Annotated in this window: 13 protein-coding genes and 4 pseudogenes; 6 read left to right on the top strand and 11 right to left on the bottom strand. The window is 58.8% G+C overall.

Features of this window, described 5'->3' with window-relative positions:
* The first annotated feature begins 28 nt into the window (after positions 1-28).
* From CK228_RS25760 to CK228_RS35450, 3 genes and pseudogenes are all read left to right on the top strand, one after another.
* On the top strand, positions 29-3,562 hold the full coding sequence (locus CK228_RS25760; RefSeq protein ID WP_082826570.1) for an autotransporter domain-containing protein: 3,534 nt from the start codon (positions 29-31) through the stop codon (positions 3,560-3,562).
* A gap of 243 nt (positions 3,563-3,805) precedes the next feature.
* A pseudogene (locus CK228_RS36000) lies at positions 3,806-4,489 on the top strand (integrase); the annotation flags it as partial.
* A 116-nt stretch (positions 4,490-4,605) separates the two neighbouring features.
* Positions 4,606-4,842 (top strand): hypothetical protein, encoded by a 237-nt coding sequence (locus CK228_RS35450; protein ID WP_063169293.1) that lies wholly within the window; start codon positions 4,606-4,608, stop codon positions 4,840-4,842.
* Between the two features lie 161 nt (positions 4,843-5,003).
* Here CK228_RS35450 and CK228_RS25745 read toward each other — a convergent pair.
* Positions 5,004-5,204: pseudogene (locus CK228_RS25745) on the bottom strand (SMC-Scp complex subunit ScpB); the annotation flags it as partial.
* 93 nt (positions 5,205-5,297) lie between these two features.
* Positions 5,298-5,558 (bottom strand): hypothetical protein, encoded by a 261-nt coding sequence (locus tag CK228_RS34970; protein ID WP_095769041.1) that lies wholly within the window; start codon positions 5,556-5,558, stop codon positions 5,298-5,300.
* Between the two features lie 217 nt (positions 5,559-5,775).
* On the opposite strand from CK228_RS34970, the gene CK228_RS25740 reads away from it, so the two are divergent.
* Positions 5,776-7,938, top strand: a complete 2,163-nt coding sequence (locus CK228_RS25740; protein WP_082826571.1) for a prolyl oligopeptidase family serine peptidase — start codon at positions 5,776-5,778, stop codon at positions 7,936-7,938.
* Between the two features lie 38 nt (positions 7,939-7,976).
* Complete coding sequence (locus CK228_RS25735) at positions 7,977-8,675, top strand: OmpW family protein (RefSeq protein WP_063169295.1); 699 nt, start codon at positions 7,977-7,979, stop codon at positions 8,673-8,675.
* Between the two features lie 307 nt (positions 8,676-8,982).
* On the opposite strand, the gene CK228_RS25730 is transcribed toward CK228_RS25735, so the two are convergent.
* The 9 genes and pseudogenes from CK228_RS25730 to CK228_RS25695 form a co-directional block, all read right to left on the bottom strand.
* Positions 8,983-9,183, bottom strand: a complete 201-nt coding sequence (locus tag CK228_RS25730) for a hypothetical protein (RefSeq protein WP_244514237.1) — start codon at positions 9,181-9,183, stop codon at positions 8,983-8,985.
* Between the two features lie 144 nt (positions 9,184-9,327).
* Positions 9,328-9,987: a hypothetical protein gene (locus CK228_RS35995; protein ID WP_063169296.1), complete on the bottom strand. Its 660-nt coding sequence runs from the start codon at positions 9,985-9,987 to the stop codon at positions 9,328-9,330.
* A gap of 101 nt (positions 9,988-10,088) precedes the next feature.
* Positions 10,089-10,744, bottom strand: a pseudogene (locus CK228_RS25720) (IS630 family transposase); the annotation flags it as partial.
* Positions 10,745-10,812: 68 nt separating this feature from the next.
* A pseudogene (locus CK228_RS25715) lies at positions 10,813-11,047 on the bottom strand (aldehyde dehydrogenase family protein); the annotation flags it as partial.
* Positions 11,048-11,355: 308 nt separating this feature from the next.
* Complete coding sequence (locus CK228_RS36390) at positions 11,356-11,604, bottom strand: aminotransferase class III-fold pyridoxal phosphate-dependent enzyme (RefSeq protein ID WP_063169297.1); 249 nt, start codon at positions 11,602-11,604, stop codon at positions 11,356-11,358.
* On the bottom strand, positions 11,565-11,792 hold the full coding sequence (locus CK228_RS36385) for an aminotransferase class III-fold pyridoxal phosphate-dependent enzyme (protein WP_263485461.1): 228 nt from the start codon (positions 11,790-11,792) through the stop codon (positions 11,565-11,567). The genes CK228_RS36390 and CK228_RS36385 overlap by 40 nt, the downstream gene beginning before the upstream one ends.
* A gap of 221 nt (positions 11,793-12,013) precedes the next feature.
* Entirely contained in the window at positions 12,014-13,996 is a 1,983-nt protein-coding gene (locus CK228_RS25705) for an argininosuccinate synthase-related protein (protein WP_063169298.1), read from the bottom strand.
* Positions 13,993-14,937 carry a DMT family transporter gene (locus CK228_RS25700; protein ID WP_082826572.1) on the bottom strand — a complete coding sequence of 315 codons (945 nt, stop codon included), beginning with the start codon at positions 14,935-14,937 and terminating at the stop codon, positions 13,993-13,995. The genes CK228_RS25705 and CK228_RS25700 overlap by 4 nt, the downstream gene beginning before the upstream one ends.
* A 657-nt stretch (positions 14,938-15,594) precedes the next feature.
* Positions 15,595-15,813 carry a helix-turn-helix transcriptional regulator gene (locus CK228_RS25695; protein ID WP_029354714.1) on the bottom strand — a complete coding sequence of 73 codons (219 nt, stop codon included), beginning with the start codon at positions 15,811-15,813 and terminating at the stop codon, positions 15,595-15,597.
* A 109-nt stretch (positions 15,814-15,922) separates the two neighbouring features.
* On the opposite strand from CK228_RS25695, the gene CK228_RS25690 reads away from it, so the two are divergent.
* Positions 15,923-16,189, top strand: a complete 267-nt coding sequence (locus CK228_RS25690; RefSeq protein WP_063169299.1) for a DUF2285 domain-containing protein — start codon at positions 15,923-15,925, stop codon at positions 16,187-16,189.
* Positions 16,190-16,404: the final 215 nt, after the last annotated feature.

Genomic DNA, 16,404 nt, shown 5'->3' with positions numbered 1-16,404 from the left:
TCGTTAAACAATTCAGGAGGCCGTTCCAATGAACAATCAGTTTGCGAGACTTTTTCGAGGACCAGGTATGCAGGCTTGTTTCAGGACAAAGAACTTTCTGGCGGCAACCACCGCGATGACGACGGTATTCCTGCCGGCTGTGTCTCTCGGGGTGGGTCTGGTAGCATTTCCAACTGGAGAAGCGTTGGCCGACGACCCGATTTCGATCCCGCTGGAGTATGTCGGGGAAGGCCATGACCGCCTGGGCATCTGGGCCAAGATCAACAATGGCAACGCGCAGCGATACGTATTCGACACGGGCTCGGACCAGCTCAACACGCAGATCGGGTCAGAGGTGACCGGGGTCCGCCCGATTGCCGACACGCCTTACGTATATACGTACGGGGACGGAACGTATGGTAATAAGCTTCAGAACGTGGAAATTGATAAATTTACATATGTCGATCCAGATCAAAAGATAACAATCGACGGGCCGTCTGTAAGCGATAAGAAATACCGGGCTGCTCGCATTCTCGATTTTGTCTATACCCATGCGTATTGCAAGGACAACAATCTTAAGTGCACGCCGGGATCCGTGACGGATGGACTTAAAGATATGTATGGTCAGGATCTCCAAGAACCTTATCACGCCGATAAGGAGCAGCGGGCGAAAATGACCGCTGGCAAGATGGCAGACGAAGGCGGCGATTTCGCAGGTACATTCGGGGCCGGCGATTTTCTTGGCAAGACAAGTGTCTGGGGCATGATGGGCAGTGTCACCAGGTCTGGCTACGTGGTCTCCGCCAATGTGAATCCGGATTCCGAGAGCGACCAAACGCCTGGCTGTTCCCCCTGCACGATTGTCAACCTCAATCCAAGCCTCCGGGCCCAATATACTAATGCCATGCCATGGGGAGAACCCGAGGAAAAAGATCAGGATTCTTATCAGAATTTTCCTGGCTCTGGCGCCAATGCCTCGACCGAATACGAAGGCAGCTACAATCTGCAGTACACGGTTAAGGATGGAGCCCCACCAATCACCGACCCCAACAAGACCGCGGTATTGCTCGACACCGGCACACCGGGCGGTGGCAGTCTGGAGATCAGTGATGCGATGCTGAAGCAATTTCAGGATGCGGGCGTCAAACTTAAAAATGTTCGGAGAAATGAGCAACGCGAGATCGTAAGCGCATCGGGCAACATCCCGAGCGTTACAATCGCAGGAACGGATGGCGATCCGGTAAGGCTGGACAATATCGACTTCACCTACACCAGCGGCACGACGGAACAACCCAATGACCAGACCAGTTTTGTTGCCGGTCTTGACTTCTTCAAAAACAGATCGGTCATTTTCGATCTGGAGAAGAAGTATACCGCTTATACGTCACATTTCGTCACTGCCAGCAACTTCTCTACCGATTCATCCGCACCCGAAGGGACCGGTCTGAGCAGGATCACGACGAGCATGGGGAATGAGGGCGGGTTCGGCATAGCGGGTGTCGTCTCCGGCTCCGGATCGCTGACGCTTGATACAAAGACGGTGGTCCGGATGACGAATGTCAACACCTACACCGGCGAGACGAATATTGCTCAGGATGCCTATCTCTCGCTTGCGGGGCTCGGCAACATCCAACGGTCAGCGAAAGTCGTTGCAGACGGCACGTTCGATATCTCCGAACATGGAAATGGCAGCGACTATTGGGGAATCTCCGACGCCTACAACGATGCCCGTATTCGTAGCCTGAGTGGCAGCGGAACGGTCGAACTGGGCAAGCGTACCCTGGTGCTAACGGATTCGAACGACACGTTCGCCGGCAGCATCAACGACCTCGACGTTGATAACAATAATATGGGCGGCAAACTATTCGTTGCCGGTGGCGTGCAAACGCTGAGCGGAAAGAACAATTTTTCCGGCATGACGACGGTCGGTTCCGGCGCGGGATTGCTGCTTGCCGATACAGGTGTGCTTTCCCATGATGCGACCACGTCCGGCTTTCTCGGGAATGACGGGCAGATCGGGGGCACGGCTATCGCAAACAGCGGCGGTGTCGTCGCAGGCGGCGGCACCTACGGTGCGGTCACCATTTCCGAGGGCGGCACGGTCGCTCCTGGCAGTGCGACCGATCCGAGCAGGATCGTCACCACACTGACTGTCACGGGCGATTTCGCGCAGCAGTCCGGATCGATCTATCAGGTCGACCTCGCAAGGTCGTCCGATCTCATCGATGTTGGCGGAGCAGCGGCGATCGACAGCGGCGCGCAGATCGAGCTGCTGCGGCAGGGAACGCTATCGGTCGATGCCCGATATACTCTGCTCTCCGCAGCAGGCGGCGTAAGCGGCACCTATGGCGGGCTGACGGGGGCTCTGGCGACAGACGCGACGCCCTTCGTCGATTTCCAGCTCGTCTACGATGCCAACAATGTCTATCTCGATATCAGCCGCACATCGACGGCGTTTGCCGATGTAGCCAGCACCTTCAATCAACGCTCGGTCGCCGCAGCGGCTCAGGCGCTTGGAAGCGGTAATCCGATCCAGGACAACATCCTGTTCCTGACGGCGCCGGAAGCCCGCAACGCTTTCGATATGCTATCAGGCGAGGTTCATGCTTCCATTCATAGCGGCCTCATCGAGGACAGTCATTCTGTACGCGATGCCGCGAGCGAACGGATCCGTGCGGCGTTCGACGGCGTCGGTGCCTCCAGCGTTCCGGTGATGACTTATGGGCTGGGTGGTCTGGAACTGGCCCCGGCAACGAGTGAGAATTTCGCCGTATGGGGCCGTGGCTTCGGCGCCTGGGGTCATCTCGACAGCGACGGCAATGCCGCCGGTCTCGATCACTCGACAGGCGGCTTTCTGGCTGGCGGTGACGCGGCTGTCGGCGAAAGCTGGCGGCTCGGCCTCATCAGCGGCTACAGCCATACCTCCTTGGAGGCGGACGATCGCGCGTCGTCGGGCTCGAGCGAGAATTACCATCTCGGTCTTTTTGCCGGCACGCAGAACGGCAATCTCGGTTTTCGTTCCGGCCTTGCCTATACCTGGCACAGCATCGAGACCGGCAGGTCCGTGGTCTTTCCAGGCTTCGCCGACAGCCTTTCGGCCGATTACGACGCCGGCACGTTCCAGGCCTTTGGCGAGCTCGGCTACCGTATCAATACGGCTTCGGCTTCCTTCGAGCCCTACGCTAATCTCGCTTATGTGAATTTTGACGCCGATGGCTTCACCGAGAATGGCGGCGCAGCCGCCTTGTCGAGCGGGGATCGCTCGAGCGACACGGCGTTTACCACGCTAGGTCTGCGTGCGTCGACGGTACTGACCCTCGGCACCGTGACTGCTACCGCGCGCGGCGGTCTTGGCTGGCGCCACGCCTTCGGCGACGTCAGGCCGGATACCGCTCTTGCCTTTGCTGGCGGTTCCTCCTTCGCCATCAAGGGCGTGCCGATCGCAAAGAACGCAGCTCTGCTCGAAGCTGGGCTTGACGTAAACATCACCGAGAACGCGACGTTCGGCATCGCCTATCAGGGACAGATCGCCTCGGATGCCCAGACACACGGGTTCAGCGCCAAGCTCGGCGTCCGTTTCTAAATCACCCGCAAAAGAGATTGGTTATGAAGTCAGTGAGTGCATTTTCTTTTACCGTCGTTCTCGGCTCAGCGACGGTGATGTCTGTGTCCGCCGCGCGAACGGACGATGCCTGCTACAACAAGGCACAAAGCCTATGATGACGCAATGTTCAATCGACGACCTGAAGCCAGTCGATGGCGAGCTTGACAAGCTCTACAAGGAGATGGAGACCCGGCTCAAAGAGTCCCGGCGCATGTCCAGGAACTGGTCGAGACCGCGAGGGGCTACAACGCCACCTCGGAGAACACGCGCGACGCCTACCCCAAGGATTGGCGGCATTTTTCCTCCTGGTGCCGGCGCGCTGGCTTCGATCCCCTGCCTCCGGGCTCGAAGGTGATCAGGCTCAATATCAGCGCCTGTGCCTCGGGCACCGCCGCCGGCGATCCGAAGCGTGGCGCCCCTGCCCTTTAGTTTGCGACCATCGAGCGGCGGCTTTCCGGCCTCGCCTGGAACTTTACCCAGCGCGGCCGGCCGTTGGACCGCGCGGAGCGGCATATCTATAAGGTTCTTGCCGGCATTCGCCGCAAGCACGCAAAGCCACCGCGGCAGAAAGAGGCGGTCCTGGCGACGATCTGCTGGCGATGATCGCCACGCTCGGCCACGACCTCAGGGCCTGCGCGACCGCGCTATTTTGCTCCTGGGCTGTGGCGGCGGCCTGCGGCGCTCCGAGATCGTCGGTCTCGACGTCATGCGCGACGACAACAGCGATGGCGCCAGCTGGATCGAGATTTTTGACGGCAAGGGCTGCTGGTCACCCTGCGCGGCAAGACCGGCTGGCGCGAGGTCGAGGTCGGCCGCGGCTCCAGCGACCACACCTACCCCGTAGTCGCGCTCGAGAGCTGGATCCGCTTTGGCCGCATCGCACGTGGACCCCTGTTCCGCCGCATCTTGTCGATCAGGTCGATATAATACGAAAAAGCCGCCGCCATTCGGGACGGGCGTCGGCTATCATGTCCAGCCATTATGCGGCGAGCGGATAGCTTTCGCCGGACCAGGCAGAGAACTTGGCGGCAAAAGCCTTCATCTCGTCGACCGCGAATGTGGTGCGCGGTTGCGAACTCGACTTGCTGGGCGAGAGGGACCTCGCCGAGAAAGGCGCTGACATGAGCGGGATGCTGCTTGGCCAAATCGAGATCCGCAAAGCAATCGGCCAGCGCCGCGTCGTCCAGCTGTACGCTGCAGGGCGCGTTCACGTCGTCAAGACGGATGCCAAATGCTTGCTCATAATGGCCGCAAGGTAATCGTTTCGGGTCGGAGACACAAGTTGCCGCCTCCTTCGCCGTAGAGTGGCCCGATACAATCACGATCGATATTGCCACCTCTTATCGATAGTGATCGCATAGTTCCCTGATTCGACTCTCAACCGCTCATATCAAGCGATTACTTCCATGTATCTGCTGCGCTAGCCCGTCCTGGCCTTGGAGTGTCGCTCCTCACCTCCTCCACCACTCACCAGCCCGATGGGAGTATCGCCCGCCAGCAGCTTCTCCTTGCTGAGCAGCGCGGCAACCTCAATCGCCTCGAAATCGGGCAAATCCCGCAGTGTGTCGAGGCCGAAGTGCAACAGGAAGGTCTTGGTCGTGACGTAGGTGTAAGGCGTGCCAAATTCAGCGGGCAGGCAGACGTTGACCCACAACAATCAAGGGGACGGTGCAGGCCAAGATTGCGGCAGGGCTTGGGCCCCCCACCCTTCTCCTCAGAACTCCGCTGCTTCCAGCTGGCGGCTGAAACTCACAGGCGCAGCCAGCTTGGTCTCTAACAGCATCGATCGCATCATGGTGTCTGCCATGAATCCGTGTGCGTGAAGCGCTCCAGAGCGAAGATGTTGGGCGTCAACCAGGTTCACTCCAATGAGCTTCACTTCTCGAGTTCTGCACAGTGTCCACGACTGGCGCCGGAGGTTGATCCGGTGATTAGGAGGAGCACTCGTTGTCGGATTCTCGACGATGTCGGACATGTGACACAACGCTTCCAGAGCGATCGCATTGTTCCGAAACGATTTTCCCAGTTGGCACGAAGGTTGCGGCCCTATGCGCAAAAGCACTGCGATGCCGCACCGACTGGAAGAACTCATCAATGATCACGCTTTTCGAACATGTGGGCGCCGCTACCGACACTGAGCGTTCCCGAGCCGACGGAAGCCTCTATCCCTTCTTTCTGAAGGCTGTCCGGACATGAACGCATTTGATGTCCGTCCAACGCTTGATGCTCCCGACGACGATCCCTATGTCTGGCTTGAAGATGTAGAGGGCGAGCGGGCACTTGCCTGGGCCGCCGGCCAATCGGCAAGGACTCTGAAGCACTTCGGTGGAACGCAGTTCGAGCGCGACCGCGCGGCTCTGACAGCCATTTTCGACAATCGCGACAATCTTCCCCTGATCGCGCGCCGTAGTCAGTACCTCTACAATTACTGGCGAGATGACGGTAATCCACGCGGACTGTGGCGCCGGACCACCCTTGCCGCCTACATGAAGGCGGATCCCCAATGGGAGCTACTGCTCGATCTGGATGCTCTCGCGGCTAGCGACGGAGAGGACTGGATCTGGGACGGCGCGTCCATCGAGCCGGAGAGACGGGAAAGAGCCGTTCTGCGCCTGTCGCGCGGCGGCAGCGACGCGGTCGTGCATCGCGAATTCGACCTGATTTCTCTGAGCTTTGTCGCCGACGGCTTCAACCTCCCCGAGGCCAAAGGCTACGTTAATTGGCTGGACCCTGACACGCTTCTGCTTTCCAGTGCGCTTGGTAATGGCATGGCCACCCGCTCCGGCTATGCGCGCACAGTTCGACTGTGGAAGCGTGACGCGGATCCCCTCACCACGCCGGCAATCTTCGAGGCCGGGTTCGAAAGCTTCCAAGTGTCTGGTCATTCGGACCGCACCGGCCGCAGCGAGCGCCTTTGGTTCATCGAGCAGCCGGCCTTCTTCGAGAAGATCAGCTGGATCGGCGATAGGAGCGGGCCGAGGAGGCAGATCGATCTTCCTCGCGACGCGTCGTGGCGGGTCTTCGGCGACTGGCTGGCGGTAAGGCCGCGCAAGCCCTGGACGGTGGGAGGCACCACCCATCCCGCCGACGCGCTGATCGTCATCTCGCTTTCCACTTTCCTCGCCGGCGGACGCCGTTTTGAGACCCTGTTTCAACCAGGGGAAAGGCGCTCCATGCAGTCATTCTTCTGGAATGACGGGAAGCTCATTATCTCTTACCTCGTCAATCTCGCACCGCGTTTCGAGATGTTCACTCCCGGCCACCAGGAATGGACGCGCCGAGTCCTGAACACCCTGCCCGCCGAAGGTACTGTCGACGTCTGGTCATTCGATGCGGCAGTTCACGAGACCAATGGAGAGGTCCTGATCTGTGCTCAGGATCCGATCACGCCGCCGCAGCTCTTGCTGTTCGATCTGAATGCCGCGCCGTCTCTCAGCGCTTCAGCAATCCTGAAGCGCAGCCCGGAGAATTTCGATGCATCCGGACTGGTGGTCACGCGCCACGAGGCAGTCTCTATCGATCATGAGCTGATCCCCTATACGCAGGTTGGTCCGGCGAACGGGAACGGAGATGCTCCGATTCACCTTTCCGCTTATGGCGGGTTCGGCGTATCATTCCTGCCCTACTACAACTCCCCGCTGGGCAAGCTGTGGCTCGAGCGCGGTGGCACGTGTGTCGAGGCGAACATCCGCGGCGGCGGCGAGTTCGGCACCCGCTGGCACGAAGCCGGGCGCAGGGAGGGCAAGCGTCTCGCCCACGACGATTTCGCCGCCGTTGCCTCCGACCTCGTGCGAAGGGGCATCACCCTGCCGAGGCGGATTGCCGCCGAGGGTGGCTCAAATGGCGGCCTGCTGATCGCAAACATGCTGACCCGCTATCCTGAGCATTTCGGGGCTCTGTTCTGCACAGCACCGCTTATCGACATGCGTCGCTACACCAAGCTCTTGGCGGGCGCGAGCTGGATCGACGAATATGGCGATCCGGACAAGGTTCACGATTGGGCTTTCCTGAAGGAAATCTCCGCCTATCACGCCGCAGCGCCGGGACAGCCCTATCCGCCTATCCTGATCGCCACCACGAAACGCGACGACCGCGTCCATCCGGGCCATGCGCGCAAGATGGCCGCAAAACTGCAGGCTCTTGGCTATCCCGCTTACTTCTACGAGGCCAGCGCAGGCGGGCACGGCTGCGGCGAGGACAATCGGGAGCAAGCCGCATTCATCAGTCTAGGCACCAATTTTCTCCGCAGCGCAATCGGCTTCAACGATCACCCTCCGGAGACGGCGGAACGCGTTGCAACGCAAGAGGGGCATTTGAGGTCCATCAACAATTCATTCGAGCAGGAGACGAAATAGTGCAGTGCATCCTTTCTGAACATCAAGGAGTGAATCTCATGGCGAGAACGCGAATGGGCGTAGCGCGGGCAACAGCAGCGGCGGTGGCCCTGATCATGGTGGGACAGCAGGCCGTCGCCGCGGAGCCTGCGCAAGCAGAGACCGTCCTGGCGGAGACGGGAGCCTCGGTCACCGAAGCGCCAATCCCTTGGCAGGTCCGCCTGCGGGCGTTGGGCGTCGTTACGAAAGATCTGGGCTACGTTGATACGCTTCCCGGCTCCGGTCTTTCGTATTCGGACACGGTGACGCCGGAACTCGATATCTCGTATTTCTTCACCGACAACATCGCCGCCGAACTCATACTCGGTACCACTTATGCCAACATCGCGGGCCAAGGGACGATCGGAGGGTTGGGCAACATCGGCAAAGTTTGGCTGCTGCCGCCGACACTCACGTTGCAGTACCATTTTACCGATCTCGGCGCGTTCAAGCCTTATGTCGGCGCCGGCGTGAACTACACGATCTTCTACAACCAGGACACTGGCAGCGCTGATGCTCTCAAGGTGAAGAACACGTTCGGCACGGCGCTGCAGGTCGGATTCGACTACATGGTGGACCAGCACTGGGGCCTCAACTTCGACGTGAAGAAGCTTTTCCTGAAGCCGGACTTCGACGTCACGGTGACCGGCGCGAAGCTGACGGGGAAGGCGGAGCTCGATCCCTGGCTGATAGGCGCAGGTGTCACCTACCGCTTTTGAATATCAGAGTGAAGTCTGCTTCCCGACTGCCGGTTTAAATGAAGGGCGCCTCGCGCGCCCTTTTTTACGGTCGACACTGCAGCGCAAGACCTCATGAAGCTATTGTCGGGCGGGGTTCTCTTCCGGCGGACCAAGAAGATGCACTGGCCAACCGGCCTTGCGCCTGAGGTGGAGTGCTTAGAAGCGCTTTGGATCGGGACGGGCTTTGGTATTGTGGGTGGAATGCTTCAGCCAGACCATTTGCCAGCATCGTCTCCCGGACGTCATGTGTGAGCTTCTTTGTCAGCGCAAGGCGAACACGGATCTCCTAGCAGGCCGTTGAAGAAGTGTCCCGTTTGGCCTTGAGGATTGCCTCGTCGCCGTTGTGATAGAAGGTGATGTCGATGGAGCCGTCGTCGAGCAGTTCAGCATGGCCGTCGCCTGTGACCTCGTCCATTTCGTCGAATCCGACCCATGTGAAGAAGACCGTCGACGGGCCGTAGCCGAGTTCGAGGGTTAGATGAGCCAAACGCCAGTGGGGCGTCCTGGGGACGACGCGCGCGAGATTCTGGTCGTGGTGGCCAGCCCAATACGATGTGAGAAGTTGCTGCCGGTGCGGGTACCGGAGGTCGCCGATAGTGACAGCCGATGTTCGACAGCGGCAAGGACATGCTCAGCCGTCAACGCGCCGAGGGCTTGGCCGGGAATGGTGGTGATGGAACCAATCCAGAAAGCGGCGGCTGCCCAGGAGAACGCCTTCGCGGGACTTTGACTCCAGTCCGCACACCCTGCTCAGATAGTCCGAAAAAGAGGTCAGAAGCGGAGCATCCGGATTATTATCTACACTGGGAACAGAAGCATGGAAGCGTTCTGGAGCCACTCGCCGCGCGTTTACCAGTGCCGACACTGCTCCAAGCTGACTATCTGCCATGACCACCTGCCGAACGTAGTCCGTTGATGCCACCGGTACCCTTCGCGGTCTGCTCCAGCGGGAAGATCGGGTCTGATCGACCCTGCTGACCTGTGCGGCGGCCTCTCTCGCTAGGGCGTCCCCCTTCCTGTCGTCCTCCTCCGCCGCTTTCGGCTGCTTTCGGCCCGCCGCCCTCGCCAAGGCGTCGTAGTCGGTAAGCGCGTCCTCCGTCTCCTTTAGGGGCTTCATCGCGTGACTAGAGTTTAGCGCGTGTTTGTAGGCGGCGGACCGAATGGTCGTCGAAATGCCACTCAGCGCCACCGCAAGATGCCCTAGGGCTTCCGCCTCATGATCTGACAGCGGCACGTCACGATTAGAGCCGATTGCCCTGCCTTCTTCCAGTTTCACAATGTTTGTAGTCATTTCCTGCTCCATCGCGTTGACTGAGATACGATGGAGACGGAAGTGGAGAACAAATTTTTACAAGCAACTAAGATGATATTCTCGTCAACGGGACAATAGTGGACGTTGAGGGCGGCGAACAGGGTGGTGGTGCCGTTGCGCTTGTAGTCGTGCCTCATCGTACCGAGCCGCCCCTTCTTCATCGGCAGGCCGGGTGGGTGCGGTCGAGCGCCGGATCTGGCTCTTTTCATCGACCGACAGAACGATGGCATGGGCCGGCGCATCGAGATAGAGGCCGACGACGGCGCGCAACTTGTCGACGAACTTCGGATCATTGGAGAGCTTGAACCTGGCGCCAGCGGTGGGGTGCGAGACCATGCGCCTTCCAGATGCGCCTGACGGCGCTGGCGCTGATTGCGGCGGCTTGCGCCATCATGTCGGCGGTCCAGTGGGTCCTCTCGCCCGGCGGATCGGCAAGCGTCAGTGCCACGACGCGCTCGCCGACATCGGGACCGAGCGGCGGAATGCGCCACTGTCGCGTCTTGTCGCGCAGCAGCCCGTCACAGCCTTCCGCGGCAAAGCGCTCCTGCCAGCGCCAGACGTCGGTCTTCGACTTGCCGATGCGGCGCATGACCTCGCCGGTGCCGACGCCGTCGGCGGGCAAAAGCACTATCTCGGCGCGCCAGACATGCTTTTGCGGGGCGTTGCGATCCCTGATCAGCGCCGTCAGACGGACGCGATCGGCCGACGAAACGGTGAACGATCTTCCTGTGCGCATGCGCCAGACTCGCACGCGCAGGCCAGAAAGGGAATCTCTGATTGGACTCCTATGTCAGGCGGGAACCACTAGACGCCGAGACCGCCGATGCAGACATGTTTGGTGTCGAGATAATCCACGATGCCCTGGAGGCCGCCTTCCTTGCCGAGGCCCGATTCCTTGACGCCGCGGAACGGCACCTCCGGCGTGGTGATCAGGCCTTCATTGACGCCGGTACTTCAGTCCTTCCATCACGCGGAAGGCGCGACCGAGATCGCCGGTGTAGAAGTAGGCCGCGAGGCCGAACTCGGTGTCGTTGGCGAGCGGCGTGCCCGACCTGAGACATGGGTGACGTTTTGTACCGGACACGGATGAAGTGCACCCCTCGGGTGAGCGTTTGCTCGATAATATCCACTGAAGTGAAGCAGTCGGTCTTAATGCTGGAACTCATGCCACCCGACCGACCCGGGAATTCGCAGCAGCGGCGCCGTCGAGTGCAGAACGAATGCCGTCAACCAAGGGGTCGATCTCGCTTTCGGTGATTATATAGGGCGGACAGATTCCAAGCACTTCTCCCATATTGCGGATCATGACGCCGTGCTCGCGGCACCGCCGCTCGACATCGCCGATCCTCAGCTCGGGCGCGAAGACGCGACGGGCGCACGATCCTCGACGATCTGAACCCCCGCGATGAAGCCGCGGCCGCGGGCTTCACCGACAAGCGGATGGTCGCCGAGCGCGTCCGCGAGGGCTCCATGCAAGTGATCGCCGAGACGACGCGCCTGGGTCACGAAATCGATCTCGCTGTAGATCCTGATCGCCTCGGCGGCGACGGCCGCTATCACCGGATGACCGGAGTAGGTGAAACCGTGACCGAACACGCCGACCTTGTGGGCCTCGTCAGCGGCGCATTGATAAATCTTGTCGAGATAATGACGCCGCCAATGGGCAGGTGACCGGATGAAAGCCCCCCGGCGATCGAGAGCATGTCCGGTTCCATCCCAAATGTCTGGCTACCAAACCAGTTCCCGGTGCCTCCGAAGCCGCAGACCACCTCGTCGGACAGCATGAGGATAATTTCTCACTTTCTTGCGAAGATCGGGGGTGTCCACGGTCATTCGTATTACGCGAGATCCGCGAGGCCAAAAACCATCATACCAGAGAGGCGAAACTGCTATCTAGGTGTTTAGATGCAAGAAATTAATCCTGCATTGTTCCCGCACCAGGAACACCCGAGAGGATACCAAGCAGTATTGAACCTTGTTGAAAATGCTCTCGGCGCGCTGGGCGTTATAATTTCTCGAAGGCGATCACAAGGACGTCGCGATAAGCGTACGGCATTTTCAGGTTTTCGGCCACAATCGACGATACATCGTGAAAGGTTTCGCGGTCGTTGCAGATCACAAAATCATTCGGGGAGTTCATTTCGACCTCGCCGAGGAACTCCTTTGAGGCGTCGGTGATCATGCTCATGCCGCCGGTGACGTTGACCCGCCCAATCATATAGCAAGCAATGAAGTCCACCCCGTCCTGGTGAAGGCCCTCGGGTGCCGGTTTGCCATTTACACCATCGCGCGCGACAATCCGGTAGGGATGGATCTTGATATTCCAACGATCATGTCGGGCGGCTTCACATAGAATTCTGCAGAAACCTGTCAGAATCTTTTCTAAGACGGGATGGTCTATAAAGGAGTTTTCAAGGGGCTCGAAGTGGCGCTTGAAGCCGCCATTCAGATGATTGACACTTTTTGATTGTTCGTAGGGGGCGTGGGGTAGGAGCCTAAAGATTCCGTCAGTCGCGTCATATTCAAAAGCGCTATAGCGCCGGTAACGATATGTTCCGCCGTCACGCATGTATTCATCGAGAAGAAGTCGATTCCAATGGTCAGCAAAGTTCTTCCAGGCTGCATCAATTTCGATGCCAAAGCAGGCTTCGGCGCGCTCGCCTTTTGAAAACCACCATCCATTTGTCACCAGACCGTCAGTGCATTGTTGACTGAGGTTGGCCGGCGCCTGGGGTGCGTTGTTTTCCACGGGTGTCTCCCTTTTGGTGACTTGGCGAGGACGGAACGCTTTGGACAACGCTATGTGGGTTGCGGCTTGGTATTCCCAAAGGTCGCGGTCCCTAATGTATCTCGGCGTCCTGGCTCGGATCGACCGAGGTAAAAAGCGTGTGTGATCGACTATGTAGCTGACGCTCCCGCTAACGCCCTCGAGGGCGGATGCAATGGCCCGTTCGCACATCTGGTGAATAGTACTGCCCCATGCACCTGAAACCGCCTCTTGGGACCAGGCTTGCTCAAGCCCTTGCTTCAAAACGATTGATGCCACGTCAAGAGAAGCGGTTTCGAGGTGACGCAGCGCGTCGAAGATAATGGCCGCGGCAGGGGCCTCGCGGACTTCGAGAACCTTTTGGCCGGTTGTGATGTGTTCAAGCCCGACAAAGCGGCCGTGCCCGAATTTGCCGACCGTGTTATTCAGGAACGGGATTGCGTCGACCAATGCAACATCACGGTCATCAATTGACACGAGACTTCCGTCTGCAAACCCGAGTTTGATCTCTACCGGCTGCTCTGCGGGAATGTGGCGCGTCCAAGCAAATGCCTCCTCGGGGATGGAAAAGTTCTCGGGATCTTCCAAAGGCCCCGACTCGAATTCCCGACACCAGAGGTTTTCGTCCGCGCTCCACGTGCGGTCCGCCACAAAAGTCGCTCCACACTTGGACAGGTCGGAGGTCTTCTGTTGTCGGGATATCACAGAGCATTCATACGGACTGCCGAAGTTGCCGGAAAATCCTGAGCGCTTAATGCTATTGTTAAGGCGCGGAAGACTGTTTTGAGAAAGGTTTGCTGTATGAAGAACCAGCCGTGAGTTGATTGACCTAGCATGATTAACAACCAAAGATGCGATTATGGGACGGCTCAACGAACTGCTCAACGGATAGATGCCAAGGTACTTGGCGTGGGCTCGAATGGCTGATTTCACGCCTTGTTCGACAAAGGCATCCCGCCCTTCGAGGCAGACAAAGCGCGCGCCGAACATGGCTGCCGTCCGTTCCAACAAAGGCTGATCGATGCGCGTTCCGACATCCGCTGCGACAGCTTCAATGTTCGCAAAGCCAAGGCTTTGCAGCTTGTAGAGAAGATAGGTGCTGTCGAGACCGCCGCTGAACATGGTTGCAACTGGTGCGGTTCGGTCCGGAAAAGCCTCCAGATCTTCAAAACTCGAAATGCCGCCGATGGCGGGTTTGGTGGAAGCCAAGATGGGGTTCATTTGGATGTCCTGCTCTCAAACCAGATGCCAGCAAACGTCGCAGCGAGGACGAGGCCTGCGCCTATCAAGCTCGGTACTGTCAAAGGCTCATTCAGAAGAAGGTGCGCTAGAACGAAACCAAAAAAAGGTTCTGTTCCCATCAAGAAGCCAACCCGTGTCGGTGTGGATTTTCTCACTGCGGCATTTTGAATGTAGAATGCAGCGAGGGTGCAGAAGAGTGCAAGGAAGGCAACAGCGCCCCAAAACTGAAGGGTGGCCCTCACAACAAGGCCTGAAATTCCGAACTGAGCGACGGCCAAAACGAAAGTAAGTGTTGCCACCGTCGATCCTTGGATGGCCGTCAGGGCTGCAGATGAAATCTGCCGGCCGGCCAGAAGGCGTTTGGTGGAAACGACCATAACCGCTCGCAGAATCGCGGCCCCCAAGACAAGCGCGTCACCCGGGCTGAACCTGCTGATCCCGCCAGTGAGAATGCCGACACCGATGCACGCTATGGCAGCACTTGCCAAAATGCCCGTAGGTGGAAGTCGCCGTGATAGCCCATAGTCGATGCTCGGCGTGAAAATCACACAAAGCGATATGATCAAGGCCGTGTTCATTGCGCTTGTCGATGCAACGCCGTAAGTTTCAGCAATAAAGATGCAAAAAAGTATTGTTCCCAATGCGAAGCCGCGGATGAAATCGCCCCAGGAGACCAATGCGATCTCATGTCTTGCAGCCACTGCCGTAATGATCGTAGTAATCAGGAAGCGATAAAGAACAAGTATCGAAACCGGCGCGTAGAACAGTGCGCCTTTCCCGACCGGATAGCTCGCCCCCCAAACGAATGCGACTCCCAGCAAGGCTAGATCCACCGAGAAAGATGGCGTCCGTGTTTTCCTGACAGGTATTGGAGAACTTTCGAAAACGTCCACCTTCAAAGTTTCCTTTGTGTTAGCCATCCACCCCTGCTGCGAGGGTCAAACAGATCAGGTCGTTCAGCCTCTTGGGCGATCCGTGCCGCGGCGTACTTGTTTTTGGTAACGCAAGTGCCGTGCCGATTCGGAAAACCATTGCTAGACAACAACCTGGTCGCCTTGATAGTTCGGCGGTTCATGTCCATTGTTGTCAGAATGCCGACAATGACTTCAACTGCAGGGATCCTACCGGCAGGGCCTCAAGGCGAACACGCGGCTCCAAGATGCCGACACGATGGCTGGTTCAGCCATGCTTCGACAGTTGCCTGTTTTTTCAGTTCCTTTGCTGTTCGTGCGCTAACCGCAACGCTCCATACTAGTCTCGCGTGGCTGTCCCCGTGGGGTGGGCGGCAGAAAGCGATTAGGCCCGCTGAAAGAGGCGAACCGCATCCGAAGGATCGTAACCAAGAGAAGGACCTGAAGCGAGAGCGAAGGTTGCGGGAGGCCGCGGCGGGCCTAAAAGGCAATGCCGACCGCCCCAGGAAAGGCTGACAAAAACCGCAGCGGCCGACTGTCCAATAGGGTGCGCCGGGCCAGGGCGAGCCAAATGGCAGGGGCTGCCGGGGGACCCTAAGAAAAGCCTGGGTTCACGAGCACCCGGCGCGCGCCATCAGGCGGCCAGCTACTTGGAGGGCGGGTGTATCATGCCTGTTTGTCGGGCCGAACCAGATCCATGTGGCTGACGCCGAGGGCCAATGCCAGTTCATAGATCGTGATAATTGTCGGATTTCTTCGGCCTTTCTCCAAGCCGCTGATGTACTGCTGACTGAACCCGGAAATCTCCGCAAGCTGCTCCTGCGTCAGGCGCTTCCTTTGCCTGATCCTCTGCACATTCCGTCCGACCAACTTGCGCATATCCATGCACGCAAGCCAGCGGATCAGGCGGCTTGAGTTTATCAACTATAATATGTAATCCACATTTAGCAGGCACAGGGCTTCGCGGGTCCATTGGCCGGAGATAGAATTAGCGATGTTGCAGCCCAGATCGAACACGCCGTTCGCCGACGAGGTCCCCTGGTCGGACCGCATTACAGCCTACGACAAGGACCACTTTACAACCTATATGAGGCTCCTGGACGCCTCGGCCGACAACGCCACTGAAGAGGAAATGGCCAAAGTGATCCTCGGCATTGATCCGGCACGCGAACCTGAGCGCGCACGCAACGTTCTTCGCAGTCATCTCGACCGTGCAAACTGGGTGGTGACGAGCGGCTACAAGGATTTGTTCGCCAGTTGACGAAATGGGCGGTGCGGTCGCTTCGCTTCAAGCAACGAAGTCGCGCAACCGCCATGCATCGACGTATCACCACAGCGCGGATGGCCCAGCGCTTCGCTGTCTCATCATTTTGTCCTCCGCTCGCCAATGGCTGCTTCCCAGGAATGGGTGCGGCGGCGAATCATGACAGGAACGGGTCCGCCGTCTGAGCCGCACCGCATCCGAAGGGCCGGATG

It is taken from the genome of Mesorhizobium sp. WSM4312 (assembly GCF_002294875.1).
In the GTDB taxonomy this organism is placed as follows: Bacteria; Pseudomonadota; Alphaproteobacteria; order Rhizobiales; family Rhizobiaceae; genus Mesorhizobium.
The sequence above is the reverse complement of the archived record's forward strand: the minus strand, read 5'-3'. Positions and strand labels throughout refer to the sequence as shown.

Excerpts from the sequence above, each read along its gene's own strand:
- CK228_RS25760 (WP_082826570.1), top strand. The coding sequence starts at position 29 with ATGAACAATCAGTTTGCGAGACTTTTTCGAGGACCAGGTATGCAGGCT.
- CK228_RS34970 (WP_095769041.1), bottom strand. The coding sequence starts at position 5,558 with ATGTCCGACATCGTCGAGAATCCGACAACGAGTGCTCCTCCTAATCAC.
- CK228_RS25740 (WP_082826571.1), top strand. The coding sequence starts at position 5,776 with ATGAACGCATTTGATGTCCGTCCAACGCTTGATGCTCCCGACGACGAT.
- CK228_RS25735 (WP_063169295.1), top strand. The coding sequence starts at position 7,977 with ATGGCGAGAACGCGAATGGGCGTAGCGCGGGCAACAGCAGCGGCGGTG.
- CK228_RS35995 (WP_063169296.1), bottom strand. The coding sequence starts at position 9,987 with ATGACTACAAACATTGTGAAACTGGAAGAAGGCAGGGCAATCGGCTCT.
- CK228_RS36385 (WP_263485461.1), bottom strand. The coding sequence starts at position 11,792 with ATGCTGTCCGACGAGGTGGTCTGCGGCTTCGGAGGCACCGGGAACTGG.
- CK228_RS25705 (WP_063169298.1), bottom strand. The coding sequence starts at position 13,996 with ATGAACCCCATCTTGGCTTCCACCAAACCCGCCATCGGCGGCATTTCG.
- CK228_RS25700 (WP_082826572.1), bottom strand. The coding sequence starts at position 14,937 with ATGGCTAACACAAAGGAAACTTTGAAGGTGGACGTTTTCGAAAGTTCT.
- CK228_RS25695 (WP_029354714.1), bottom strand. The coding sequence starts at position 15,813 with ATGGATATGCGCAAGTTGGTCGGACGGAATGTGCAGAGGATCAGGCAA.
- CK228_RS25690 (WP_063169299.1), top strand. The coding sequence starts at position 15,923 with ATGTTGCAGCCCAGATCGAACACGCCGTTCGCCGACGAGGTCCCCTGG.